Origin of the sequence: Bacillus sp. EKM208B (assembly GCF_011800725.1) — a bacterium.
Lineage (GTDB): Bacteria > Bacillota > Bacilli > Bacillales > Bacillaceae > Bacillus > Bacillus velezensis.
Genome location: NZ_JAANHO010000001.1, coordinates 230,896 through 255,319, shown reverse-complemented (window position 1 = coordinate 255,319; position 24,424 = coordinate 230,896). Strand labels below are relative to the sequence as shown.

The following is a 24,424-nucleotide window of genomic DNA, read 5'->3' as shown; positions in this document are numbered from 1 at the left end:
TTCACGTTTTTCACTTCTTTTTTACAATATAAACATGAGAGAAAAAAAGGACATCATTGTTGAACGCTCTATTGCGTTTTGAAAATCAGCTCGGTATAATATGATGGTTCAAATGAAAATGATTCTCATATTCAATAAATGCCGGACAATGATCATAAAAGTAGGTGAATTGATTTTTGAGCGATTCTGTCACGTCCGCAAACCGTCTGATCAGCATCTTAAAAAACGGGGTTTTCTTCCTGATCGCGGTGATCGGGCTGCTTGTATCTATTTTTTTCGCTGTCTCATTCGGCGCGAAAGACATTACTTTACATACGGTTTGGTCGGCTGTTGCTGATTATAATCCGAACATAACGGGCCAGCAGATCATTCATGAATTGCGTCTTCCGAGGGTGCTCGGGGCGGCCGTTACAGGAGCCGCTTTTGCTGCAGCCGGCGCCCTCATGCAGGGTGTCACGAGAAACCCGCTTGCCGATTCGGGTGTCTTAGGCGTAAACGCGGGCGCCATGTTTGTTGTTGCGCTCAGCTTTGCTTTTTTCCCTCATTTGTCATACGCCCTGCTGATGGTGATGTCATTTTTGGGAGCACTGGCAAGCACCGGCTTGATTTTCTTTATCAGTGCGGCGGGAAAAGGCAGCATGACACCTTTAAAGGTGACGCTTGCCGGGGCGGTCGTGGCCGCTCTTTTACATTCACTCAGTACCGGTGTGGCGATTTATTACGATTTAAGCCAGGATTTGGCCTTCTGGTACGCCGGCGGGGTGTCAGGGATCAAGTGGGCTCATTTACAAGTCCTTGTTCCCGTGATTGCGGTCTTCATCATTCTCGCGACATTCATGGGCCGGTCCGTCACCCTTCTCTCAATGGGAAATGACGTGGCGGCGAATTTAGGGGTGAACACGGCTCTGACGCGTGCCGCCGGATTAATGATCGCCGTCGTTCTTGCCGGTGTGTCTGTTTCCGCTGCGGGCGCGATCGGCTTCGTCGGGCTGGTCATTCCCCATATCGCGCGAAAGATCGTCGGCGTTACGTACAGGCTGATTATTCCGATGTCCGCGTTACTCGGCGCGATTCTATTGATTTTGGCCGACCTGGCCTCGCGCACGGTCAGTCCCCCGAGGGAATTGGCGATAGGCATTATGGTCGCACTTGTCGGTGTCCCTTTCTTTCTTTATATTGCCCGCAAGGAAGGGAGAGACTTATAAATGAAAGTGCAGAAAGAAACAAAAAAAGCGGCGGTGGCAGGACTCATTCTGCTGGTCATCGCCGTTTGCATGATTCTGATCGGGCTGCATACGGGCTCATTCCGGCTTTCTCCTCTCACCGTGGGAAAAACGCTGTTCGGATACGGCACGTTTCAAAGCACAACCGTTTTATTCGATTACCGGCTTCCCCGGATTCTGGTGACGATGCTGGCCGGCATCGGTTTAGGAGTGTCGGGCGCTATTTTGCAGGGTGTATCCCGAAATCCGCTTGCCGATCCGGGCATTCTCGGACTGCATGCCGGCGCTTCCTTCGGTTTGATGATGTATATCACATTCTTTCATTCCTTGGAGGCGCAAGCGTCGATGTTCATCCCGCTGTTTACGTTTGCGGGCGGAACACTCGCCGCCCTGCTGATCGTAGTGCTTACGTACGACAGGCTGAACGGTTTTTTAACGATCCGCATGCTGTTAGTCGGGATCGCCGTTTCCGCGGGCTTCAGCGCCGTTACATTGTTTATGTCGCTGCGCCTGAATGAAGAAACTTATACATTCGCTTCCCGCTGGCTGGTGGGAAACGTCTGGGGCAGGGATTGGATTCACGTGTGGTCGCTATTGCCCTGGATCGGCATTCTCGCACCGCTTGCATGGCTGAACGCCCGCTCTTTGAATATTTTAATGCTCGGTGACCAGGCAGCCGCGGGGCTTGGCGCACACGTGCAGAGAAAAAGGATCATGCTGATCGCCATAGCGGTCGGCTTGTCCTGCGCGAGTGTGGCGATGGCCGGCGGAATCGGCTTTATCGGCTTTGCCGCCCCTCACTTGGCAAGACGGCTCGTCGGCACCATGCATCAGCATATTATTCCGATTGCAGGATTAATCGGACTTGTCATTCTTGTCGCGGCAGACACCATCGGCCGGTCTTTGTTTCAGCCGAACGCCATTCCGGCCGGCGTGGTTGCGGCAGCCATCGGCGCGCCGTATTTTCTCTATCTCGTCATGAAAATCAAATCATAAAACAAGGAGTATTCCCATGAAAAAAATAATTGCGCTCGTCAGTTTCATGTGTATTTTCTTACTGGCTGCCTGCCAATCCGATTCAACACAGCCGGAGTCAAAAAAGAAATCCGGCGATCATAAAATCGCTTCGATGTCCATTCACCTGACAAATGATCTGCTGGCTCTCGGCGTTACACCTGCCGGTTCCGTCGTGGGCGGAGAATTAAAAGATTTTCTCCCTCATGTGAAAAATCAGCTGAAAGACACGAAAAAACTCGGCCCTGCCTCAGATCCGGATATGGAAGCTTTACTTGAGCTGAACCCTGACAACATTTATCTTGATAAAGAATTTGCGGGAAAAGATGTGTCAAAATACAAGAAAATCGGAAACACACACGTTTTCGACCTTGATAAAGGCACTTGGCGCGATCATTTAAAAGACATCGGAAAAATCGTCAACCGTGAAAAAGAAGCGAAAACATTTATTCAGGATTACGAAGATGAAACAAAACAAGTCAGATCCATGATGAATAAGGAATTAGGGAAAAACGCCAAAGTCATGGCGATCCGCGTGAACGCAAAAGAGCTTCGCGTCTTCAGCACACGCCGCCCGATGGGACCGATTCTGTTTGACGATCTGAAGCTGAAACCGGCTGACGGCATTAAAGAAATGAACACCTCCCGCCCTTATGAAGTCATTTCTCAAGAAGTGCTGCCTGATTACAACGCAGATGCGATTTTCGTCGTCGTTAACAGAGACGACAAGTCACAGCAAGCCTATAAAGAATTGCAAAAAAGCGCTGTATGGAAAGGGCTGAAGGCCGTGAAAGCAAACCACGTCTATAAAATTGCCGATCAGCCTTGGCTTGATTATTCAGCACTGGGAAATAAATTAGCAATGGATGAAGCGAAAAAACTGTTCCAAAAATAAACATGAGCCGGTTTTGCAAAAATTGCAAGGCCGGCTTTTTTATATTGTCGTTTACTTATATAAACAACCGCTTATATAATAGTGTGAAAAAGGAGTGAGCGCATGGAACGGCGGCATCATGCTTTAAGTTCCGGAGGGATCAGCCAGTGCCTCAAGCTTCTAAGCGACCCGACGAGGCTTTTGATGCTGAAGCTTCTGGAGGATAAGGAATATTGTGTCTGCGAGCTGACGGCTATTTTTGATATAAGTCAGCCCGGCATCAGCCAGCACTTGCGGAAATTAAAGAACGCCGGCCTTGTGCGGGAAAGACGCGAGGGCCAGTGGCGGTACTATGCCATTCATCCGTCCGGTCCGGAATACGCGCTGGTTTGCTCGATTCTGCAGCAGATAGATGAAAAGGACGAAGTTTTACAGACATTGCGGCAAAAAGAAGTCACTGTTACATGCCGGTAAGGGGGATATATTCTTGGGAGTTGCGGTTTTATCAGCGCTGATTTTTGTGCTGACACTTGTGTTTGTCATATGGCAGCCGAAACATGTATCAATCGGCTGGTCTGCCTGCGGCGGAGCGGTCCTCGCTTTGATCGCCGGAGCAGTCAGCCTGCACGATATCGCGGAAGTGACGGGAATCGTCTGGAATGCGACGCTTGCCTTTATCGCCATTATTATCATTTCATTGATTCTTGACAGCATCGGTTTTTTTGAATGGGCCGCGCTGCATATGGCCATGGCGGCCAAAGGCAGCGGGCTGCGGATGTTTCTCTATGTGTCGGTCTTAGGAGCTGTTGTCTCCGCCCTGTTTGCCAATGACGGAGCGGCGCTCATTTTGACGCCGATCGTACTGGCGATGGTGCGGGCTTTGAATTTACCTGAAAAGCTGGTTTTTCCGTTTATTATCGCCGGAGGATTCATCGCCGACACCACCTCGCTTCCGCTCGTTGTAAGCAATTTGGTCAATATTGTATCCGCGGATTACTTTCATATCGGGTACATTGAATATGCATCACGCATGCTGGTGCCCAACCTTTTTTCTCTGGCAGCAAGCATTTTGGTGCTGTATCTCTATTTCAGAAAAAACATTCCGAAACGGTATGACACCGGTCTTGTGAAACATCCGGCATCCGCGATTAAGGATGAACGCCTTTTCCGGTTATCATGGGGTGTCCTGGCCGTTTTATTGATTGGGTATTTCGTCAGTGCGCTGCTGTCGATCCCCGTTTCCTTCGTTGCCGGCTCCATCGCGGTTATTTTTCTCATTCTGGCGCAGCGAAGCCCCGCCGTCCCTGCGAAACAAGTCATCAAGGACGCCCCGTGGGCCATCGTGTTTTTTTCTGTCGGCATGTATGTTGTCGTGTACGGCTTGCGGAATGCCGGACTGACGGATCTTCTTTCTCAGCTTATTCAGAAAGCGGCGGATCACGGACTGTTTGCGGGCACACTCGGAATGGGTTTTATCGCTGCGATCCTGTCCTCCGTTATGAATAACCTGCCGACGGTGATGATTGACGCCATAGCCATCAGCGGAACGGACACTCACGGGCTGATGAGAGAAGCATTGATTTACGCGAATGTTATCGGTTCGGACCTTGGGCCGAAAATCACGCCGATCGGATCGCTGGCGACATTGTTATGGCTCCACGTGCTGAGCCGGAAAAACGTGAAAATTTCCTGGGGAATGTATTTCAAGACAGGTCTGATATTAACCATTCCGACGTTATTCATCACCCTGATCGGACTTTATTTATGGCTGTTATGGCTCGCTTGAGATGAAAAACCTTTTAAGTTGAATCTTAAAAGGTTTTTTTGTGTCAAAAATCCGAAAAGTAAAACTTTTATATTTTAAAAGTATAGACATTTAATTTAAAAAGATTATAATATTCATGAAAACGTTTTAACTTTATGAAAGAAGGGATTCCACATGAAAAGAATTTTATTAGCCTGCAGCTCAGGCATGTCCACCAGCCTTCTTGTTACGAAAATGCAGAATTACGCCCGCTCCATCGGTGAGGAAGCCGAGATTTGGGCAGTCGGACAGGATAAAGCAAAAGAAGCGATGAAAGATGCAGACGTCGTACTGATCGGCCCGCAGATGAGTTTTTTAAAAGGTGAGCTTCAAAAAGAGGCGGACCCGCTTCACATCACCGTTGATGTGATTGACATGATGGCTTACGGCATGGGAGACGGCAAAAAAGCATACGAACAGGCCGTTGCCTTAATAGAGAACAAATAAAGGAGGCGATAAGCATGGAAACGTACACGGATGAACAGATCAGTTTTCAGCTGATTCTTCACAGCGGTAATGCCCGCAGCTGTATTATTCAATCGATACGCGCTTATAAAGACGGCCGGCCAGATGAGTCAGACACCTTTCTGACAAAGGCTGAAGAAGAACTGGGGAAAGCGCACGACATCCATTTTCAGATGATTCAAAAAGAAGCCGGCGGCGCCAAGACGGATGTCTCCCTGCTTTTTATGCATGCTGAAGACCACTTAATGTCAGCGCTCTCAATGAAAGAGCTGGTTAAAGAAATGCTCGACTTATTTCAATCAAAGAATTTATAAAAAGCCGGGGGTGAAGACGTGTTTGAGAAAATCAGCCAATTCCTTGTTCCGATCGCGGGCAAATTAAACAATAACCGCTACTTGCAAGTCTTACGGGATGCTTTTATGCTGGCGTTTCCGCTGACCATTTTCGGTTCGGTGTTCGTCGTGCTGACGAACCTGCCGTTTTTAAACAAAATCATGAGCAGCTCCGCACTGTCTGTCTTTCAATCCGGATTTGGCGGCGCTTCGACGGCGACGATGGGGATTATGTCCATTTTTATCGTCTTCGGGATCGGCTATTACCTTTCCAAAAGCTACGAAGTGGAGGCCGTATTCGGCGGAGCGATTGCATTGGTTTCTTTTCTGCTGCTCACTCCGTTCGTTTTAGAGCCGGAAACGGGCAAAGCGGTCGCAGGCGTCATTCCGGTTGACCGGCTTGGAGCAAAAGGGATGTTTCTCGGCATGATAACCGCGTTTTTGTCAGGTGAAATCTACAGAAGAATCGTCCAGAGAAACTTAACGATTAAGATGCCTGCCGGTGTTCCTCCGGCTGTTGCTAAATCGTTCGCCGCATTGATTCCGGCTTTTATCACGCTTACCGTCTTCCTCTTGATCAATGCGGCTGTCACCCAGATCTTTCACACCAATCTGCATGATGTCATTTATCATACGGTTCAAGCCCCGCTTGTCGGACTTGGAAGCGGCATCATCCCTACATTAATCGCTGTTTTCTTTATTCAGATTTTATGGTTTTTCGGACTTCACGGACAAATCATTATCAATTCCGTGATGGACCCGATTTGGAATACATTACAGGTCGAAAATTTGGCTGCGTATACAGCGGGAAAAGAGATTCCCCATATTATTTCTAAGCCGTTTATGGAGATTTACACCGTCGGAATGGGCGGAACCGGAATGACATTGGCCATAGTGATCGCCATCTTGCTTTTTATGAAAAGCAAACAGATGAAACAGATATCCAAACTCGGTCTCGCGCCGGGCATTTTCAACGTCAATGAGCCGGTTATTTTCGGTTTGCCGATCGTGATGAACCCGATCATTATCATTCCGTGGGTCATCGCACCGATGGTTGTCACCCTTGTCACCTACCTGGCCATGTCGGCGGGGATCGTGCCCCCTCCTACCGGCGTGACCGTGCCTTGGACCGTCCCCCTTTTCATTAACGGGATTATGGCGACCAATTCCGTCATGGGCGGCATTATGCAGCTGGTCAACCTCTGTATTGTGTTTGTCATCTGGTTCCCGTTTCTTAAAGCGCTGGACAAATTAAACATGGCAAAGGAAAAAGAAGCTGAGACCGAGCAGCATGCCCGGGATGACAGCATGAGTATGTAATCAAAATCGCAGTAAGGGAGAGAAATCAATTGACTGAATCAAATATTCAATATCGTTTTCCGAAAGGATTCTGGTGGGGGTCTTCCGCCTCCGCCACCCAAACAGAAGGCGCCGCTGACAGAGACGGAAAAAGCCAAAACATATGGGATTACTGGTATGAAAAAGAGCCGAGCCGTTTTTTTAACGGCGTCGGCCCCGGCGACACGTCACGTTTTTACGATCAATACAAGGAGGATATCCGGCTGATGAAAGAAATCGGCCATAACTCCTTCCGGCTGTCTATTTCCTGGTCAAGATTGATTCCGGACGGAACTGGCGAGGTCAATCAGAAAGCGGTCGCGTTTTATCAGGACGTCATCGATGAAATGCTTGCCCATCACATTGAGCCGTTTGTCAATTTGTTTCACTTTGACATGCCGCTCGCCCTTCAGCGTAAGGGGGGCTGGGTCAGCCGGAACACCGTTGACGCGTTTGAACATTACGCCAAAACATGCTTTTCGCTATTCGGTGACAAGGTGAAAAAATGGTTCACTCACAACGAGCCGATTGTGCCGATTGAAGGCGGCTACTTATACGACTTTCACTACCCGAATCACGTTAATTTTCAAGAAGCGGTGCAGGCCGGCTTCCATACCCTGCTGTCGAATGCAAGGGCTGTCAAAGCCTACAGAGAATTGAAACAGGACGGACAAATCGGAATCATTCTGAATCTGACGCCTTCTTATCCGAGAAGCTCACATCCTGAAGATCTGAAAGCGTCCCGGATTGCCGACGCCTTTTTCAACCGCTCATTTTTAGATCCCGCCGTAAAGGGCGAATTTCCTGAGGAGCTTGTCGAGATTCTCAAGGCGGAAGGCTTTCTGCCGCATTATGAGAAAGAAGATCTCCGCCTCATTCAGGAGCATACGGTTGACCTCTTAGGCGTGAACTACTACCAGCCGAGGCGCGTCAAGGCAAAAGAACATGTTCCGAATCCGCATGCCCCTTTCCTGCCTGAGCGTTTCTTCGATCCGTATGTCATGCCCGGCCGTAAAATGAACCCTCACCGCGGGTGGGAAATTTACGAAAAAGGAATCTACGACATTCTCACAAATCTCAGAGAACATTACGGAAATATCGAGTGTTTTATTTCTGAGAACGGCATGGGAGTAGAAGGCGAGGAACGCTTCCGCGATGAAAACGGCATCATTCAGGATGATTACAGGATTGAATTTATCCAGGAACATCTCAAATGGGTGCATCGGGCCATCGGAGAAGGTTCAAATGTAAAAGGCTATCACCTGTGGACTTTCATGGACAACTGGTCTTGGACAAATGCTTATAAAAACCGCTACGGCTTTGTATCTGTCAATCTGGAAAACGGGGGCGAACGGACCGTCAAAAAAAGCGGCCGCTGGTTCAAATCCGTTTCCGATCAAAACGGATTTTAACAGATGAGGAGGGACGGCCATGCTTGGAGGTATTGAAGCCGGCGGCACGAAATTTGTCTGTGCCGCCGGACAAAGAGACGGCACCATTCTGGACAGAGCAGAGTTTCCGACGGGAGAACCGGATGACACACTCAGACAGGTCATCCGTTACTTTAAAGATTTCCCGATAGAAGCCATCGGCATCGGGTCGTTCGGACCGATTGATATCCGTCCCGACAGTCAAACATACGGGTGCATCACCGCGACGCCGAAGACAGCCTGGCGGAACTGCCCTATTCTTCAAACGATCAAAAGCGCTCTTGATATTCCCGCAGGCTTCACCACCGACGTTAATGCGGCGGCGCTCGGAGAAGCTTCTTTCGGCGCGGCCAAAAACGCGGACAGCTGCCTCTATTTGACGGTCGGCACAGGCATCGGCGCGGGCGCCATTATGAACGGAAGATTTGTTCAAGGGCTGTCTCATCCTGAAATGGGCCACATTTACGTCAGAAGACATCCGGACGACGGCTACAAAGGCAATTGCCCTTACCATACAGATTGCCTGGAAGGCCTCGCGGCAGGCCCCGCCATTGAGAAACGCTGGGGGAAAAAAGCAGTTCTGCTCACGGATCAGCAGGAAGTGTGGGAGCTTGAGGGCTATTATATTGCCGAAGCGCTTGTGCAGTATATTCTCATACTTTCGCCGGAAAAGATTATTCTCGGCGGAGGCGTCATGAAGCAGCGGCAGCTGTTCTCTTCTATCCGTCAGCACGTAAAAAAGCGGCTGAATCAATATATTGATCTGCCCGACATTGAAAACCGCATCGTCCCCCCTCAATTAGGCATTCACTCCGGAGCGGCCGGTTCGCTCGTATTGGCGGAGCGCGCATTAGAGGCGGCAAACCGGGAGGCGGAAAAATGACGAAACTCTTATTTTTGGAACCGGTTTTTAAAGAAAGATTATGGGGCGGGACGAAGCTGCGCGATACATTCGGGTATGAAATTCCTTCTGAGCGGACGGGAGAGTGCTGGGCGATTTCAGCTCATCCGCACGGCACATCCATCTTGCGGAACGGGCCTTTTTCCGGAACATCATTACATCGTCTCTGGAATGAACACCCTGACCTGTTCGGACATCCGAAAGAAGAAGCCTTTCCCCTGCTCACAAAAATTCTCGACGCAAATATGGACTTATCCGTACAGGTTCATCCGGATGACGCATATGCACATCGGCATGAAAACGGAGAACTCGGAAAAACGGAATGCTGGTACATATTGGACTGCAAAAAAGAGGCGGAGCTCATTTTAGGGCACCGCGCCCAAACGAGAGAAGACTTCGTTCGGCTCATTGAACGAAACGAGTGGGATCACCTGCTCCGCCGCATCCCCATTAAGCCCGGCGACTTTTTCTATGTCCCGAGCGGCACACTGCACGCTTTATGTGAAGGTACGCTCGTTCTTGAAATCCAGCAAAGCTCTGATGCCACCTACCGGCTTTACGACTATGACCGGACGGATGGGAACGGGAATAAACGCGAGCTTCATCTTCAGAAAGCAATTGACGTAACAGGCATTCCGCATACCGATGAAAATGTAAAAAGCACAAAGCATCGGATCGGAAATGCTCTTATTACAACACTTGCCGAAACACCTTTCTTTTCAGTTTATCAATGGGATGTGAGCGGGAAAGCATCATTCCCCGCACCCGGCCGGTATTTACTCGCAAGCGTCATTAAAGGACGCGGAGAACTGGATGGATGCCCCATTCACAAAGGCGATCACTTTATCGTGCCGGCGGATTCCGGAGATTTTGTTATAGAAGGAGATTGTGAGGTTATCGTTTCACATCCTTCATCATCTTAAAAATCAGGAGGTCTTTTATATGCTCAAAAAGTTAGCAGTCTGCCTGTCTATCGTTTTATTACTCTTAGGAGCCGCCAGTCCGATATCGGCTCACACCGTTTATCCCGTCAACCCAAATGCCCAGCAGACGACAAAAGATATCATGAACTGGCTGGCGCACCTGCCCAACCGTTCAGAAAACAGGGTCATGTCCGGTGCGTTCGGCGGGTACAGCGATGTCACTTTTTCAATGACAGAGGAAAACCGCTTGAAAAACGCGACGGGACAGTCTCCCGCCATCTACGGCTGTGACTATGGGAGAGGATGGCTGGAAACAGCGGATATCACCGATACTATCGATTACAGCTGCAACAGCAGCTTGATCTCATACTGGAAAAGCGGCGGCCTCCCTCAGGTCAGCCTGCATCTCGCAAATCCGGCTTTTCCATCCGGAAACTATAAAACGGCCATCTCAAACAGCCAGTACAAAAACATCCTGGACCCTTCAACTGTTGAAGGAAAACGGCTTGAGGCGCTGCTCAGCAAAATCGCCGACGGCCTTACTCAGCTGAAAAATCAAGGCGTCACCGTTCTGTTCAGGCCGCTTCACGAAATGAACGGCGAGTGGTTCTGGTGGGGGCTGACAGGCTACAACCAAAAAGACACGGAAAGAATCTCGCTGTACAAAGAGCTTTACAAGAAGATATACCGCTATATGACAGAGACAAGAGGATTGGATAACCTTTTGTGGGTGTATTCGCCGGATGCCAACAGAGACTTTAAAACAGACTTCTACCCAGGCTCATCTTATGTGGATATTACCGGTCTGGACGCTTACTTCACTGATCCGTATGCGATATCAGGCTATGATGAAATGCTGTCTCTGAAAAAACCGTTTGCCTTTGCCGAAACCGGTCCGTCCGGCAATATCGGAAGCTTTGATTATGCTGCTTTTATCAATGCGATCAGGCAAAAATACCCCGAGACCACGTACTTTTTGACATGGGATGAACAATTAAGTCCGGCGGCCAATCAAGGCGCGCAAAGCCTTTATCAAAACAGCTGGACGCTGAACAAGGGCGAAATATGGAACGGCGGGTCCTTGACGCCGATCGCGGAATAACCGCTTCTTTTGAAAATCGGTTTTAAAAAACGGCTCTGCTGGGCATATTGTTACCGTTCAAAAAGGAGGGTTCAACAATGGAAAATAACAAAAACAGCGAAGAAACGCTTTCCAGTAAGACGACCGGTAAAGGCGAGTCAGAAGACACGCTGACAAACCGGCAGGGCCATCCGGTCACTGACAACCAGAATGTCAGGACAGTCGGCAATAGAGGACCGACGACATTGGAGAATTATGATTTTTTGGAGAAAATCAGCCACTTTGACCGCGAACGGATTCCCGAGCGCGTCGTTCACGCGCGCGGCGCCGGCGCACACGGATACTTTGAGGCGTACGGAAGTTTTGGAGACGAGGAGATTTCTAAATACACAAGAGCGAAAGTGTTTCAAAAGAAAGGAACGAAAACTCCGGCGTTTGTGCGGTTTTCTACCGTCAACCACGGAAAGCATTCCCCGGAAACATTGCGTGATCCCCGGGGTTTTGCCGTTAAGCTTTATACCGAAGACGGCAACTGGGATCTGGTCGGCAACAACTTGAAAATCTTTTTTATCCGTGATCCGCTGAAGTTCCCGGATCTTGTGCACGCATTTCAGCCTGATCCCGTTACGAACATTCAGGACGGCGAGCGTATTTTCGACTTCATTTCCCAATCACCCGAAGCGACTCATATGATCACTTTCTTGTTTTCGCCGTGGGGCATCCCGGCCAACTACCGGCAGATGCAGGGCTCAGGCGTCCATGCCTACAAATGGGTCAATGAAGAAGGAAAAGCCGTGCTCGTCAAATATCACTTTGAACCGAAACAAGGCATCCGCAACCTGACACAGAAGGAAGCGGAAGAGATTCAGGGGAAAAACTTTAACCATGCGACACAGGATTTGTATGAAGCGATTGAAAAAGGCGATTACCCTGAATGGGAAGTGTATGCGCAAATCATGACTGATGACGAACACCCCGAGCTGGATTTTGATCCGCTTGATCCGACCAAGCTGTGGTATAAAGACGATTTTCCTTGGAAGCCGATCGGTAAATTGGTTCTGAACAAAAACCCGGAAAACTACCATGCCGAGGTGGAACAGGCCTCATTCGGAACGGGCGTGCTTGTGGACGGCCTTGATTTTTCAGATGACAAATTACTTCAGGGGCGGACATTCGCCTATTCAGATACCCAGCGGTACCGGGTCGGCGCAAATTACCTGCAGCTTCCGATCAACTCGCCGAAAAAGCATGTCGCCACCAACCAGGAAGGCGGGCAAATGCAGTATCGGGTCGATCGGGCAGAAGGACAAAACCCGCACGTCAACTATGAGCCGTCCATTATGGGAGGACTCAACGAAGCAAAGCAGGATGGGAAAGACCATACACCTCATGTCGAAGGCGATGTGAAGCGGGAAGCGATCGACCGGTCGAATCATTTCGGCCAAGCCGGAGAAACATACCGCAGATTTTCGGAATTTGAACGGAACGAATTGATCACAAACTTGGTCAATACGCTTTCTTCCTGCCGGAAAGACATTCAGGATCAAATGATTGAGAATTTCACAAAAGCAGATCCGGACTACGGAAAACGTGTTGCGGAAGGGCTGAAAAAGGTTTCCGAAAACAACAGCAACGGGCCGATCGGCACTACTGATACGGAACAGGCTGCAAAGCAGGCTGAACAGGAAAGCCATCCGTCTGATCCGTATTAAATAAAAAAACAGGACAATCGCGTCCTGTTTTTTTTTGAGCTAATTCAGCTCCTGTATATTCTGCTCCGCCGCGGCCGCAAATACTTTCGGCTCCGGACGTTCAAGATCTTCATGGAATAGACTTACTTTGTGAATCTGCCGGTTGTCGTACAGATGAAAGTAGTAGTTCCCGGTGTCACAGCACATGACCGACGTATATTGCGTATAATCAATTTCATTCTCCTCTGTGATCACCGCGCCTTTTGGAATATTCACATTGGACAGCACGTGAAAAGCGGCTGTAACGCCATCCGTTTCATGAGCGGCAGGCTCTAAATGCTCTTTCAGATAAGCGGCTCTGATGAATCGGGATGGCGGCGTGTAATCACCGGGAAGCCCGATTGTTCCAGATCCTTGGCCGAAAGCGGTTAATGTCATTCCGCCCAATGTTTTGCTTTCTGACTGCTGCGGCCTGATTCCGATATAATGGCGCAGATTGATCACATGCCAAGGAAATTCCGGACTGTTGGTCATCACTCCGGGTTTGTTGTCATATACTTTCATTCCCTCCGGTGTCGGCTCGATGACAATGCAGCCGCCCGTGCGGTCTGATAAAATCCAATGAAGAGGCAGCACCGTATCCAATAACATTAACTTCTTCTCTACAATCGTCAGCATTGAGAGCTTTTCCTTTATGTCTTCAAGAGATTCACAGTTTGATAAGGCCCAGGTAACAAACTCATGAGGAGCGATGTGACAGGTGCCCTCCCGTTCCGCTTTCTCGTATCCCGCAAAGCCCGGAAAATACAGCGTCGCACACGACAGCCCCTTTTCATTTACGCCGTCGGCAAACAGAACATTGCCGAGATTTCTCCCCATGCCGATAAATGCGTATTTCGTCTTATGCATCCTGCCGTCAGCTTCGCTTTTCCAGCTGTACTGACGAGGGTAAAGCACGACGTCCGTACCGAGCTGAAATGCAAAATCCATCGTTCGCGCCAATAGGTGATTACCGTCTGTCGTTTTCAATGTAAGACTTGTACACATATCATCAATCCCCTTTTCATTAATGAAATTTACACAAAGTAAACTATTCTTCCAGCTTAACGAATAATGGCTCCATTCGTCAAAAGATTGACACATTTCTCCTTAATACATATTAGTCCGTAAGCATATCCATGCCTTTTAAACCCTGGCAAATCGCTTTGGCGGCAGTGTTTGTTCCGTTTTCCAAAAAAACTTTTGAACGGCTGTCAGCGAGGCTTTACAATGTTTTTCCTGCATGCTGGAATTTGTAAACGGCAGGTCAATCTGTTAAGCTATGTTTTTATGTTAAAGAAGAACATACGGAGGAGATTATCTATTGAAAGTAGAAAGGCGAACGATTGAACATATTCCGCATGACGAAAGACACGGAAAGGCTAAAGATTTATTCCCCGTCTGGTTCGGGGCTAATATGCATATTACGACGTTAGTCACAGGCACACTGCCCGTTACAATGGGACTCGATCTCTTTTGGAGTATCGCCGCCATTATTATCGGGACCTTTATCGGCGCAATCTTTATGGCGTCTCATTCCGCACAAGGACCTCAGCTCGGAATTCCGCAAATGATTCAAAGCCGCGCGCAATTCGGCGTGATCGGAGCGATTCTGCCCCTCTTTTTGGTCATGTTTATCTACCTGGGCTTCTTTGCGAGCAGTACGATTCTCGCAGCCGGTACATTGAGCAGCTTTGTACCGATTCCGGCTTCATGGTGTATTATCGGCTTAAGCGCCATCTGTTTTTTACTCACGATCTACGGTCATGATCTGATTCACAAAATGCAGAAAATCCTCTCTTGGACCTCCTTTGCCGTTTTTTTTGCTGCAACGATTCTTATTTTTCAACTGCCGATTCCTTCAGGAAGCTGGGTGCCCGGCTCATTAGATCTGCCTGTTTTTCTAGTGGCGGTCAGCGCGGTGGCCACATGGCAGCTGGCATATGCGCCATATGTCGCAGATTATTCCCGTTATCTGCCGGTCAAAACACCGGCATCGCATACCTTTTGGTACAGCTACGCAGGTACGTCAGTCAGTTCCATCTGGATGATGCTTCTCGGCGCCATTTTGACGACGGCGCTCCCGGAATTTACCGCTAATGCGGGAAATGAGATTGTCCGATTGTTCGGTCCGTTTTCCTTTATTATGCTGATCATTGTCCTGTTCGGACAAATGGCGATCAACGTCTTTAATTTATACGGAGCCTTTATGTCAACCACGACTACTTTGGAGCCGTTTTTAAAACTGAAGGTGACGCCGAAAACGAGAGTGGTAATGATCCTTTGTGTGACGGCAGCGGGTACTGTATTAAGTCTCTTGGGCCAAAGCAATTTCATGGAACTGTTTTTAAATTTCATCTTTTTCATCAGTTATTTCTTAATTCCATGGACGGCGATCAACCTCGTGGATTACTATTTTATCCGACGCGGAAAATACCACGTCAAATCGATGTTTGACGTCAACGGGCAATACGGCAGGGTCAATTGGATTACAGCGGCCGCCTTCGTTTTGTCGATTATATTAGAAATCCCGTTCATCAATACATCCTTTTACATCGGGCCGCTCGCTGAAATATTCGGCGGAGGCGACATTGCCTGGGTCATCGGCCTGGCCGTTCCGTCGCTGCTGTATTATGTCCTGATGAAATCAAGGGTAAAACAAAAAGAGGCGCCTTCCCTATGAAGACGCCTTTTCTTTATTCATATTCCTTCCATACACGCGGCAGCAGTTCAGAAAGTTCGTGCGCCAATAAGGTATGGGCGGAGCGCTCTTTCGTCCATAATTCCGCACATTCGCCGTGAAGGCGGACGGCGTTCAATACGGCATGTTTCGGGTCTTGATGACAGCACAGCATGCCGAGAATCATTCCCGTCAGCGTGTCGCCGGTCCCGCCTTTTGCAAGCGCGCCGTTTCCGGTTGTATTCCTGCGGCATTCCCCGTCGGGAAAAGCGATAATGGTTTCGTTTCCTTTCAGGACAATCGTGGCATGAAGCCGCTCCGCCCATTCCGCGGCATATCCCGCTCTGTTCTGCTGAATCTCTTGAATCGAAAGGCCTGTCATTCTGGAAAATTCGCCGGGATGAGGCGTCAAGATCACGGGGGCTTTCCTCTTTGGATAGGTTCTTTTCGTAATGGCGCCCGCGTCCAGTATGACGGGATAATCGGCAGAAAGCAGCTGATCAGCCGCCTGCTGCACTTCGTCTGTTTGAGGAAGGCCCGGCCCGATGGCAGCGGCCCGGATGGTTTCCCCGGGCTGGCCCGCCGCGGCTTTTTTCCAGCCGTCACGCCAGTACGTCGCTTCCGGCAGCACCGGGACGATGAGCGGAATGACGCCTGCCGATGTACCGATGACGAGCTTGCCGACACCGCTTCTCATCGCGCCCAATCCGGCCAGAAGGGCGGCTCCCGGCATGTCATCGCTCCCGGCCAGCAATAACGCCGTCCCGAACGTTCCTTTATGGCTGTCTGCCTCCCGTTTCGGCAGCGTATCTTTCACATCCTGTTCCGTCCAATCCATTATATTCATCTCTGTACCTCCTCTTCTGTCTCCTATTTATATTCCAAACAAGAAGAGATTTTAAACCGCACACAAAAAAACAGCCGCTCGTTTGCGGCTGTTTATGTTCTGATCGGAACATCAAGACGGTAAAGCTTCCGGTACCGTTCGTTTTCTGCAAGCAGCTCTTGATGGGTTCCTTCCATTTCTGCTTTTCCATTTTCTAAAAAGACGATTTTATCAGCTGTTTCCACACCCGCTAAATGGTGTGTAATCCAGAGGATCGTTTTCTCTTTAAAGACATCAAAAATCGTATCAAGCAATTCGCGTTCAGTGACCGCATCAAGGCCGACCGTCGGTTCATCAAGGATAATGACCGGCGTGTCTTGGAGCAGAATACGGGCAAGCGCGATCCGCTGCCGTTCCCCGCCTGAGAAACGAATCCCCGTCTCCTGCACGGACGTTTCATATCCGTCAGGCAGTGATTCAATATAATCATGCAGCTTCACTTGCCGCGCCGCACGCTTAACATCTTCATCACTCGCCTTGCCGTTTCCGAGCCGGATATTGTTCATAATGCTCGTGTTAAAGAGATGAGGTTTCTGATTCAAAACGGCCACCGCTGAGGAAATCTGCTCCTGCACGGCCGCAGTTTCCAGCCCGTTCAGCATCACTTTGCCCGAATCGGGAACTAAGGCGCCTTCAATTAAAGCGAGAGAGGTCGACTTACCGGAACCGCTCCTGCCGAGCAACGCCATTTTTTCACCTTGGCGGAGAGTGAAGGAAAAACGGTCAAGCACATGACTGTGCTGATCATAAGAAAACGTCACGTTATCAAATGTAAGTGTCACATCAGATACATCCAGTTTCTCATCCGTCTGCTTCACCTCACGACTTCGCAGCTCCGGAGCCGCCTTACTCATTCTTTTGATGGAATCCTGATAAGAAGGCACTTCCGTCAGCGCATCCGAAAGGGGCAGAAACGCCTCCGTCAATGGAAATACGACAAGCACAAAGGCCGCGATCATCGTGTTGGCGATGCTGCCGTCCGCATACTGACCCGCCGTCCAGAACAGCATGATCAATATGAAGCCGCCGACAAGACATTGCGCGGCGAGATCACGCCATCTTGTAAACCGCTGACGTTTGCTTTCAAGGTCAAACCATGCCTTCTCTTTCTCTTCATAAGAGGAAATAAAGGCCGCCTGGCGTCCCGAAAACATCCAGTCGCTCACGCCGAGCACGGCATCTGTCAGCCGGCTGTAGAGCATATTCCGGCCGCTTTTCAGCCTCATGTTTTTCGCTCTCGTCACAAGAAGCGACACAACCGGAAACAATACAACCAATATAAACAGGTAAATCGCCGCAAAAGCGGCAAACGGCCAGGAAAAAAAGCCGAGTCCGATAACGGAGGCCGCATACAGCAGCAAAGCGGAAACCGCCGGGAAAATCGTTTTTAAAAACGCATCCTGCAAATGCTCAATATCCTCAGCCAAAATGCCGAGCATGTCGCCCGTCCGAAAACGGGATGAAAGCATGAGCGAGGCCGGCTCCAGCATATTGTAAAGCCGCACCCTCATGTCGGACACGATTTTCAAAATGATATGGTGCCCCGTCAGACGCTCGGCGTACCGTGAGACTGAACGGGCAATCCCGAAGGTGCGCACGGCCACAATCGGAACGTACACCAGCAGGATATTCTCAGGCCTTGTCGCCGACTTAGAGATCAAAAAACCGGAAGTGAACATGAGAAAGGCCGCCGAAAAAATCGTCACCGCGCCTAAAAAAATCACAAGAACAAACAAACGGGCATTTTGCTTCATATACGGCAGAATCCATTCTTCTTTTCTCATGTTCTTTCCCCCAGTTGCACCTTTACAAGTTTGGCGTATACGCCTTGTTTCGCCATCAATTCGTCGTGGGTGCCGATTTCCGCCACCGCGCCGTCATCAAGCACGATAATTTCGTCCATCTCAAGCATCCAGTGAAGACGGTGAGTGGCCAGAAAAACAAGTTTGTTTTCAAACAGGTCTTTCATCGTTTCTTTTATTTCATATTCTGTTTCAATATCAAGGTGAGCGGTCGGCTCATCCAAAAGGAGAATCGGCCGGTTTCCTAAAAAGGCTCTGGCCAGCGCGACACGCTGAGCCTGCCCTCCGCTAAGCGCCCGTCCGCCCTCGCCGATCCGGCCGTCAAGGCCGCCGGGCAGATCACGGATCAGTCCGGAAAGACCCGCTGAATCAGCGGCGCGCGCCGTTTCCTCACGGGAAGCATCAGGATGATAAAACCGGATATTATTCAAAAGCGTGTCATCAAAAATGTACGGATGCTGCGGAATATAAAGCAGCTGCTTCTGCCAGCCGTCCGACTGCAGATGCGAGCGGGATTCACCGTTTACCTTGATCTCACCGGACGCAGGCTCTAAAAAGCCGCCCAGCACATCAATGAGTGTCGATTTTCCCGAACCGCTTTCCCCGATAATTCCGATTTTCTTCTTCCCTTTAAAGGACAGATGAAATTCAGACATCGATTCTCGGACGGACAAACGCGTAAGCTGTAATTCATCCCCGTCAGTCCACGTATCAAGTTCGAGCGGCTTTTCTTCTTTAAAACCGGGCTGCGCCAAAATCGTTTGAATGGTTTTCCCCGCCTCCTGCCCGTTTAACGTCGCGTGGTAATCATTTCCCACTTCGCGGACCGGGAGAAAATATTCAGGCGCGAGAATGAGCGCGGTCAGTGCCGGCCCGAGCAGAATTTGTCCGTCTATCAGCCGCAAGCCGAGAAACACCGCCACTGTCGCCACCGACAGCATCGTAAAGAAATCCAGGGCGAATGATGATAAAAACGCGACCCGGAGCGTGCTCATCGTCGCCTTACGGTATCTCTCACTGACATGAAAGATGTTTTTACTGTGTGATTTGCTTAATCCTAAAAACCGCAATGTCTCCAGTCCGCGAAGCGAATCCACGAAATGATTGGAAAGCGTCTGATAGGACTTCCATTGGCGATCGGCTTTTTTCTGTGCGACAAGTCCGAGCAGAATCATAAATACAATCAAAACCGGAAGCGCAAGAATCAGAATCAATGCCGATGTTTTATCCTGAAAAAACACGTAAATAACAACGGCCGCCGGTACAATCGCCATGCTGACCATTTTCGGCAGAAACAGCTCTAAATAACGGCGGAACTGGCTGATGCCTTCCATCGCCAGCGTCACCATCCGGCCCGTCCCCTCTTTTTTCGCAAAGCGGGGGCCGAGACGGAACAATTGCTCAAGAAATCTTTTTCTTAAGTCTGCGCCGGTTTGCGCGGCATATTGGTACACGATTTTCTGCCGGACCGTTGTCACCGCATGCCGGACCAAAAACGCAAGCAGGAAAAAGCCGATAACCGGATAAAGAGAAGCAATCCGCTTCCCGTTAAATAATCCGGTTACCGCCTGGCTCAGCCATTCCGCCTGCAAGATGATGGCGGCCGTTTGTATAATCGTTAATCCCGTAATGATCGCAAGAATCCGCTTCATTCCTTTATAAAGAAACAGGTCTTTTCCCATTAATAAGTCATAGGCTCCTTATGGCTGACGCGTTTCCGGAAGACATAATAGCTCCAGATCTGACTGCCGATAACAAACGGCAGCAGAGTCAGTGCGACAATTGTCATGACCTTAAGTGAATAATCACCGGAAGACGCGTTAGCTACTGTTAAGTCATACGCGCTTTTCAGCGAGCTGACCATGACGCGCGGGAACAGAGAGATAAAAATCATCGCAACTGTCAAAGCAAGACCCGCGCCGGTCATACCGAATGCCCAGCCGTCTTTTTTCTTGCTCATGAACACAACGGCAAGAACGTTGCAGATGACAATCAGCACGAATACCGGAATCGTGATGTTTGCCCGGCGTGTAAACATATCCGTATCGTATGCAGACATCGCAAAGAAAGCAAGTACAACAAGAAAGATAACACCGATTACGCGTTTTGCCATTTTTCTCGCACGCTCTTGTAAATCACCGATCGTGCGCAGGGTGATAAACATTAAACCGTGCAGGAATGAAAGAAGGGTGACGGCTGCTCCGCCAAGAACGGAATACACGTTCACAATATCTGAAAAACCTGCGTGAATGTTCATATGTCCGTCAATCGGCACACCGCGGAACAAGCTTGTGAAAATAAGTCCGAATACAAATGGCGGGATAAGGCTGCCGAAGAAAATCACCCAGTCCCATGTTTTGACCCATTTCAGATTATTCACTTGGCCGCGGAATTCAAATGCCACGCCGCGCCCCATCAAGGCAAGAAGAATGATGATAAACGGAATGTAATATCCGCTCAGCATCGTCGCATACCAGTTCGGGAATGCCGCGAAGATCGCTCCCGTACCTGTGATAAGCCACACCTCATTCGCATCCCAGAACGGGCCGATGGTGTTAACCAGCACTCTGCGTTCTAATTCATTATGGCCAAGAAATCGGGTCGAAATGCCGACACCGAAATCAAAACCCTCTAAAAAGAAAAATCCGACAAACAAAACTGAAACGAGTATAAACCAAAGATCATGAAGTGACCCCATGGTAGACCTCCTGACTGAACGGATCCGTTGATACAGGAACATCCTTATGATCATCATGGTCCGCACCTTTTTTAATTTCACGAACGAATAGGAAAACAAGCAGAGCGCCTAAAATCAAGTACATGACGCCGAAGCTGATAATTGAAAACAGCAGAGATCCCGTCGTTACGTTAGGAGAAACGGATTGTGCGGTCGTCAATTGTCCCATGACCGTCCACGGCTGGCGGCCGATTTCAGTCATAATCCAACCGGCAGAGTTCGCAATGAATGGGAATGCGATCAGTGCGATCATGCCCCGTAAATACCACTTGCTCGTATGAAGCTTTTTGCGGCGGTTCAGAATAAAGCCGGCAATCGCGGCAAAAATCATAAGCGCGCCCGCTCCCGCCATAATGCGGAAACTCCAGAACGTCGTTTTAACAGGCGGGATATAGTCGCCTTTTCCGTACGTTTTTTCGTATTCTTTTTGAAGTGTTTTCATCCCTTTCACACTGCCGCTGAACTTCTGGTAAGCCAAGTAGCTGAGTGCGTAAGGAATTGAAATTTCTGATGTGTTTTTTTCTTTATTCGTATCAATATTCGCAAAAGCCGTCCACGCGGCAGGATCACCGCTGTCATCCCATAGCGCTTCACTGGCGGCCATTTTCATCGGCTGCGATTCCATTAAATGCTCAGCCTGCATATGTCCGCTGAACGCAACGCCGATACCGGCGATCAGACCGACAATCATCGAAAGCTTGAAAGATTTATGGAAGAAAGGCACTTCTTTTTTCTTCAATAATTTAAATGCGCTGACACCGGCGATAAAGAAAGCACCCGTCGCAAGCGCCCCGAAAATGACGTGAGGGAATTCAACCCAAAGCTGAGGATTTGTCAAAAGCGCCCCGAAATCATTCATTTCCGCGCGGCCGTTTTTAATCGCAAAGCCGACCGGCTCCTGCATGAATGAGTTTGCCGTCAAAATCCAGAAAGATGACATAATCGTTCCGAAGGACACAAGCCAAATGCAAAGCAAATGCACTTTTTTAGATAAACGGTCCCAGCCGAAAATCCATAATCCGATAAAAATAGACTCCATAAAAAACGCCAAAAGCGCTTCAACCGCAAGCGGAGCTCCAAATACGTCTCCGACAAAACGGGAATAATCAGACCAGTTCAGACCGAACTGGAATTCCTGAAGAATCCCTGTGACGACGCCGACAGCAAAGTTAATTAAAAAGAGATGCCCCCAAAATTTAGCCATTTTGAGATAGGTCTCTTGTTTTTTGACAACATAAAGCGTCTCCATCAAAGCAACCATAAACACAAGCCCGATAGACAAAGGCACAAACAAGAAGTGAAACAATGTTGTAGATGCAAATTGAATGCGGGCTAATACCAACTCACTCATGATGTTTTTCCTCCAATCTGGTAAATTGCTCAACATTTCACAAACATAACGAGATCATTGCTCGGTATTTCACAAAAAATGATATATTTGCTCAATGTTTCACAAATTCGTCAAAACTATTGAAATATCAGCCTGTACACCCTGGGGGACAGCGGCTGTCATAGAAATGATTCAATATCATTACTTTACAACGATTCAGCCTAAAAAAAAAGATCAATATACCTAAAATAAGGCTGAAATTGTGACCGATTATTGTCGGATTTGTAGAGATTTTATGTCAGCGCCTAGGATATTTGTCCCTTTGATATCGTACCTCTTTTTTATTCGTGTGGCGAACAAAATGCTTTTCTCGGCGAAAAAGCCCGCCAAATCGCCATTTTGAGAAAGAAAATGTGAAGAAAGCATGTCCTCTAGTAAATTCATAATATATGAACAATTTAAATTTTTTAGTATACTTTAAATGGGGATATTTTTTCACTACATAACGACTGGGGGAACAAGCATGGGAGAACTTCAACCAAAATTGCAAACGGATTCAATCCAAAAACAGGAACGGACTGATAACTGGTTTGCCAGAGCAATGAATATAAGAATCGGCATTATTCCTCTTCCTATCTATATCCTGCTTTTCTTGCTTATTACGGTGTTTGTCATGAGCCGTGATGTAAAAAGCGACATTCTGACATCAATTGCCGTCATGAGTTTTTTCGGATTTACCTTCGGCCAGATCGGAAAATCCATTCCGATCGTGCGGTCCATCGGCGGCCCTGCGATTCTCGCAACCTTTATTCCATCCGCTGTCGTCTACTACCACCTGCTTCCGAAAGACATTATTACTTCAACAACAGAATTCACAGAAAGCTCCAACTTTCTCTATCTATTTATTGCCGGTATCGTCGTCGGCAGTATTCTCGGGATGAAAAGAGAGACGCTCGTCAAAGCTTTCGTCAAGATTTTTATTCCGCTGATCGCCGGCTCGATCGCGGCCGCAATCGTCGGCTTATGCGTCGGGACGCTGCTCGGGCTCGGCTTTCAGCACACGCTGCTTTATATTGTCGTTCCGATTATGGCGGGGGGTGTCGGTGAAGGCGCGATTCCTTTATCCATCGGCTACTCCGATATTATGCCGATGTCCCAGGGAGACGCCTTTGCGCTTGTGCTGCCGTCCATCATGCTCGGCAGCCTATGCGCCATTATGTTATCGGGTTTGCTGAATGTCCTCGGGAAACGCAAACCGGAATGGACGGGCAACGGGAAGGTTGATAAGTCTGATCATTCCGCTCCCGCATTGGAACAGCCGGCCAATGATAAAACATTTGATTTGTCCTTTTTCGCTTCGGGCGGTATTTTAGCGGTTTCCCTCTATTTGGTCGGCATGCTGGCGCATGATTTCTTTCAGCTTCCGGCTCCTGTCGTGATGCTCGTCCTTGCCGTTCTCATTAAGCTGTTCAGGCTGGCGCCGGCTTCGATTGAAAACGGAGCCTTCGGCGTCTCGCGCTTTTTCTCGACAGCCGTGACCTATCCGCTCTTATTTGCGATCGGCGTTTCAATGACACCGTGGGACAAGCTGATTGCGGCGTTTACGATCAGCAACATCATTACCATTTTATCAATCGTCGTCACGATGATGGCCGTCGGTTTTCTGACCGGAAAATGGCTGAATCTGTACCCGATTGAGACGGCGATTATTAATGCCTGCCATTCCGGCCAGGGCGGCACCGGCGATGTCGCGATCTTGAGCGCCGCTGAACGGCTTGAGCTTATGCCGTTCGCCCAAGTGTCGACCAGAATCGGCGGAGCGATTACCGTGAGTGTCACCCTTCTGCTGCTTCATCAATTCTATTAAACTGAAA

Annotated in this window: 21 protein-coding genes; 15 read left to right on the top strand and 6 right to left on the bottom strand. The window is 49.0% G+C overall.

Annotated features, from left to right (window positions below; all coding sequences use genetic code 11):
- Positions 1 to 206 precede the first annotated feature (206 nt).
- The 13 genes from G9F75_RS01240 to katX all read left to right on the top strand — a co-directional run bounded on the left by G9F75_RS01240 (position 207) and on the right by katX (position 13,097).
- Positions 207 to 1,205 carry a FecCD family ABC transporter permease gene (locus G9F75_RS01240; RefSeq protein WP_042635747.1) on the top strand — a complete coding sequence of 333 codons (999 nt, stop codon included), beginning with the start codon at positions 207 to 209 and terminating at the stop codon, positions 1,203 to 1,205.
- On the top strand, positions 1,206 to 2,219 hold the full coding sequence (locus G9F75_RS01235) for a FecCD family ABC transporter permease (protein WP_101287701.1): 1,014 nt from the start codon (positions 1,206 to 1,208) through the stop codon (positions 2,217 to 2,219).
- 16 nt (positions 2,220 to 2,235) lie between these two features.
- On the top strand, positions 2,236 to 3,132 hold the full coding sequence (locus G9F75_RS01230; protein ID WP_007407746.1) for an ABC transporter substrate-binding protein: 897 nt from the start codon (positions 2,236 to 2,238) through the stop codon (positions 3,130 to 3,132).
- 102 nt (positions 3,133 to 3,234) lie between these two features.
- Positions 3,235 to 3,585 carry an ArsR/SmtB family transcription factor gene (locus tag G9F75_RS01225; RefSeq protein ID WP_014419219.1) on the top strand — a complete coding sequence of 117 codons (351 nt, stop codon included), beginning with the start codon at positions 3,235 to 3,237 and terminating at the stop codon, positions 3,583 to 3,585.
- 13 nt (positions 3,586 to 3,598) lie between these two features.
- Complete coding sequence (locus tag G9F75_RS01220; protein ID WP_014419220.1) at positions 3,599 to 4,897, top strand: arsenical efflux pump membrane protein ArsB; 1,299 nt, start codon at positions 3,599 to 3,601, stop codon at positions 4,895 to 4,897.
- Positions 4,898 to 5,050: 153 nt separating this feature from the next.
- Positions 5,051 to 5,362 (top strand): PTS sugar transporter subunit IIB, encoded by a 312-nt coding sequence (locus tag G9F75_RS01215; protein WP_007614670.1) that lies wholly within the window; start codon positions 5,051 to 5,053, stop codon positions 5,360 to 5,362.
- A gap of 14 nt (positions 5,363 to 5,376) precedes the next feature.
- Positions 5,377 to 5,694, top strand: a complete 318-nt coding sequence (locus G9F75_RS01210) for a PTS lactose/cellobiose transporter subunit IIA (protein ID WP_003150849.1) — start codon at positions 5,377 to 5,379, stop codon at positions 5,692 to 5,694.
- 18 nt (positions 5,695 to 5,712) lie between these two features.
- Complete coding sequence (gene celB, locus G9F75_RS01205) at positions 5,713 to 7,032, top strand: PTS cellobiose transporter subunit IIC (RefSeq protein ID WP_109567302.1); 1,320 nt, start codon at positions 5,713 to 5,715, stop codon at positions 7,030 to 7,032.
- A gap of 29 nt (positions 7,033 to 7,061) precedes the next feature.
- Entirely contained in the window at positions 7,062 to 8,462 is a 1,401-nt protein-coding gene (locus tag G9F75_RS01200; protein ID WP_109567303.1) for a glycoside hydrolase family 1 protein, read from the top strand.
- A gap of 19 nt (positions 8,463 to 8,481) precedes the next feature.
- On the top strand, positions 8,482 to 9,363 hold the full coding sequence (locus G9F75_RS01195; protein WP_154817776.1) for an ROK family protein: 882 nt from the start codon (positions 8,482 to 8,484) through the stop codon (positions 9,361 to 9,363).
- Positions 9,360 to 10,304 (top strand): mannose-6-phosphate isomerase, class I, encoded by a 945-nt coding sequence (manA, locus tag G9F75_RS01190; protein ID WP_167408885.1) that lies wholly within the window; start codon positions 9,360 to 9,362, stop codon positions 10,302 to 10,304. Before G9F75_RS01195 ends, manA begins: the two co-directional genes overlap by 4 nt.
- Before the next feature lie 19 nt (positions 10,305 to 10,323).
- Positions 10,324 to 11,406 (top strand): glycosyl hydrolase, encoded by a 1,083-nt coding sequence (locus G9F75_RS01185; protein ID WP_017418617.1) that lies wholly within the window; start codon positions 10,324 to 10,326, stop codon positions 11,404 to 11,406.
- A gap of 77 nt (positions 11,407 to 11,483) precedes the next feature.
- The gene (gene katX / locus G9F75_RS01180) at positions 11,484 to 13,097 is read left to right on the top strand and encodes a catalase KatX (protein WP_014419227.1); all 1,614 of its coding nucleotides are present in this window, start codon (positions 11,484 to 11,486) and stop codon (positions 13,095 to 13,097) included.
- 39 nt (positions 13,098 to 13,136) lie between these two features.
- Here katX and G9F75_RS01175 read toward each other — a convergent pair whose 3' ends face one another.
- Entirely contained in the window at positions 13,137 to 14,123 is a 987-nt protein-coding gene (locus G9F75_RS01175) for a choloylglycine hydrolase family protein (RefSeq protein ID WP_167408884.1), read from the bottom strand.
- Between the two features lie 316 nt (positions 14,124 to 14,439).
- On the opposite strand from G9F75_RS01175, the gene G9F75_RS01170 reads away from it, so the two are divergent.
- Positions 14,440 to 15,798 (top strand): purine-cytosine permease family protein, encoded by a 1,359-nt coding sequence (locus G9F75_RS01170; protein WP_014419229.1) that lies wholly within the window; start codon positions 14,440 to 14,442, stop codon positions 15,796 to 15,798.
- 13 nt (positions 15,799 to 15,811) lie between these two features.
- Here the strand turns inward: G9F75_RS01170 and G9F75_RS01165 are convergent, their stop codons facing one another.
- The 5 genes from G9F75_RS01165 to G9F75_RS01145 all read right to left on the bottom strand — a co-directional run bounded on the left by G9F75_RS01165 (position 15,812) and on the right by G9F75_RS01145 (position 22,571).
- Positions 15,812 to 16,642: an NAD(P)H-hydrate dehydratase gene (locus G9F75_RS01165; RefSeq protein ID WP_167408883.1), complete on the bottom strand. Its 831-nt coding sequence runs from the start codon at positions 16,640 to 16,642 to the stop codon at positions 15,812 to 15,814.
- Between the two features lie 92 nt (positions 16,643 to 16,734).
- Entirely contained in the window at positions 16,735 to 18,465 is a 1,731-nt protein-coding gene (gene cydC, locus G9F75_RS01160; protein WP_014419231.1) for a thiol reductant ABC exporter subunit CydC, read from the bottom strand.
- The gene (cydD, locus tag G9F75_RS01155; RefSeq protein ID WP_128497001.1) at positions 18,462 to 20,165 is read right to left on the bottom strand and encodes a thiol reductant ABC exporter subunit CydD; all 1,704 of its coding nucleotides are present in this window, start codon (positions 20,163 to 20,165) and stop codon (positions 18,462 to 18,464) included. The genes cydC and cydD overlap by 4 nt, the downstream gene beginning before the upstream one ends.
- Positions 20,165 to 21,181 carry a cytochrome d ubiquinol oxidase subunit II gene (gene cydB, locus G9F75_RS01150; RefSeq protein ID WP_014722010.1) on the bottom strand — a complete coding sequence of 339 codons (1,017 nt, stop codon included), beginning with the start codon at positions 21,179 to 21,181 and terminating at the stop codon, positions 20,165 to 20,167. The genes cydD and cydB overlap by 1 nt, the downstream gene beginning before the upstream one ends.
- Positions 21,165 to 22,571, bottom strand: coding sequence for a cytochrome ubiquinol oxidase subunit I (locus G9F75_RS01145; RefSeq protein WP_007614697.1), 1,407 nt, complete (start codon positions 22,569 to 22,571; stop codon positions 21,165 to 21,167). Before G9F75_RS01145 ends, cydB begins: the two co-directional genes overlap by 17 nt.
- Before the next feature lie 502 nt (positions 22,572 to 23,073).
- On the opposite strand from G9F75_RS01145, the gene cimH reads away from it, so the two are divergent.
- Positions 23,074 to 24,417: a citrate/malate transporter CimH gene (gene cimH, locus G9F75_RS01140; RefSeq protein WP_104842960.1), complete on the top strand. Its 1,344-nt coding sequence runs from the start codon at positions 23,074 to 23,076 to the stop codon at positions 24,415 to 24,417.
- Positions 24,418 to 24,424: the final 7 nt, after the last annotated feature.

Excerpts from the sequence above, each read along its gene's own strand:
- G9F75_RS01235 (WP_101287701.1), top strand. The coding sequence starts at position 1,206 with ATGAAAGTGCAGAAAGAAACAAAAAAAGCGGCGGTGGCAGGACTCATT.
- G9F75_RS01230 (WP_007407746.1), top strand. The coding sequence starts at position 2,236 with ATGAAAAAAATAATTGCGCTCGTCAGTTTCATGTGTATTTTCTTACTG.
- G9F75_RS01225 (WP_014419219.1), top strand. The coding sequence starts at position 3,235 with ATGGAACGGCGGCATCATGCTTTAAGTTCCGGAGGGATCAGCCAGTGC.
- G9F75_RS01215 (WP_007614670.1), top strand. The coding sequence starts at position 5,051 with ATGAAAAGAATTTTATTAGCCTGCAGCTCAGGCATGTCCACCAGCCTT.
- G9F75_RS01210 (WP_003150849.1), top strand. The coding sequence starts at position 5,377 with ATGGAAACGTACACGGATGAACAGATCAGTTTTCAGCTGATTCTTCAC.
- G9F75_RS01195 (WP_154817776.1), top strand. The coding sequence starts at position 8,482 with ATGCTTGGAGGTATTGAAGCCGGCGGCACGAAATTTGTCTGTGCCGCC.
- manA (WP_167408885.1), top strand. The coding sequence starts at position 9,360 with ATGACGAAACTCTTATTTTTGGAACCGGTTTTTAAAGAAAGATTATGG.
- G9F75_RS01185 (WP_017418617.1), top strand. The coding sequence starts at position 10,324 with ATGCTCAAAAAGTTAGCAGTCTGCCTGTCTATCGTTTTATTACTCTTA.
- katX (WP_014419227.1), top strand. The coding sequence starts at position 11,484 with ATGGAAAATAACAAAAACAGCGAAGAAACGCTTTCCAGTAAGACGACC.
- G9F75_RS01175 (WP_167408884.1), bottom strand. The coding sequence starts at position 14,123 with ATGTGTACAAGTCTTACATTGAAAACGACAGACGGTAATCACCTATTG.
- G9F75_RS01165 (WP_167408883.1), bottom strand. The coding sequence starts at position 16,642 with ATGAATATAATGGATTGGACGGAACAGGATGTGAAAGATACGCTGCCG.
- cydC (WP_014419231.1), bottom strand. The coding sequence starts at position 18,465 with ATGAGAAAAGAAGAATGGATTCTGCCGTATATGAAGCAAAATGCCCGT.
- cydD (WP_128497001.1), bottom strand. The coding sequence starts at position 20,165 with ATGGGAAAAGACCTGTTTCTTTATAAAGGAATGAAGCGGATTCTTGCG.
- cydB (WP_014722010.1), bottom strand. The coding sequence starts at position 21,181 with ATGGGGTCACTTCATGATCTTTGGTTTATACTCGTTTCAGTTTTGTTT.
- G9F75_RS01145 (WP_007614697.1), bottom strand. The coding sequence starts at position 22,571 with ATGAGTGAGTTGGTATTAGCCCGCATTCAATTTGCATCTACAACATTG.
- cimH (WP_104842960.1), top strand. The coding sequence starts at position 23,074 with ATGGGAGAACTTCAACCAAAATTGCAAACGGATTCAATCCAAAAACAG.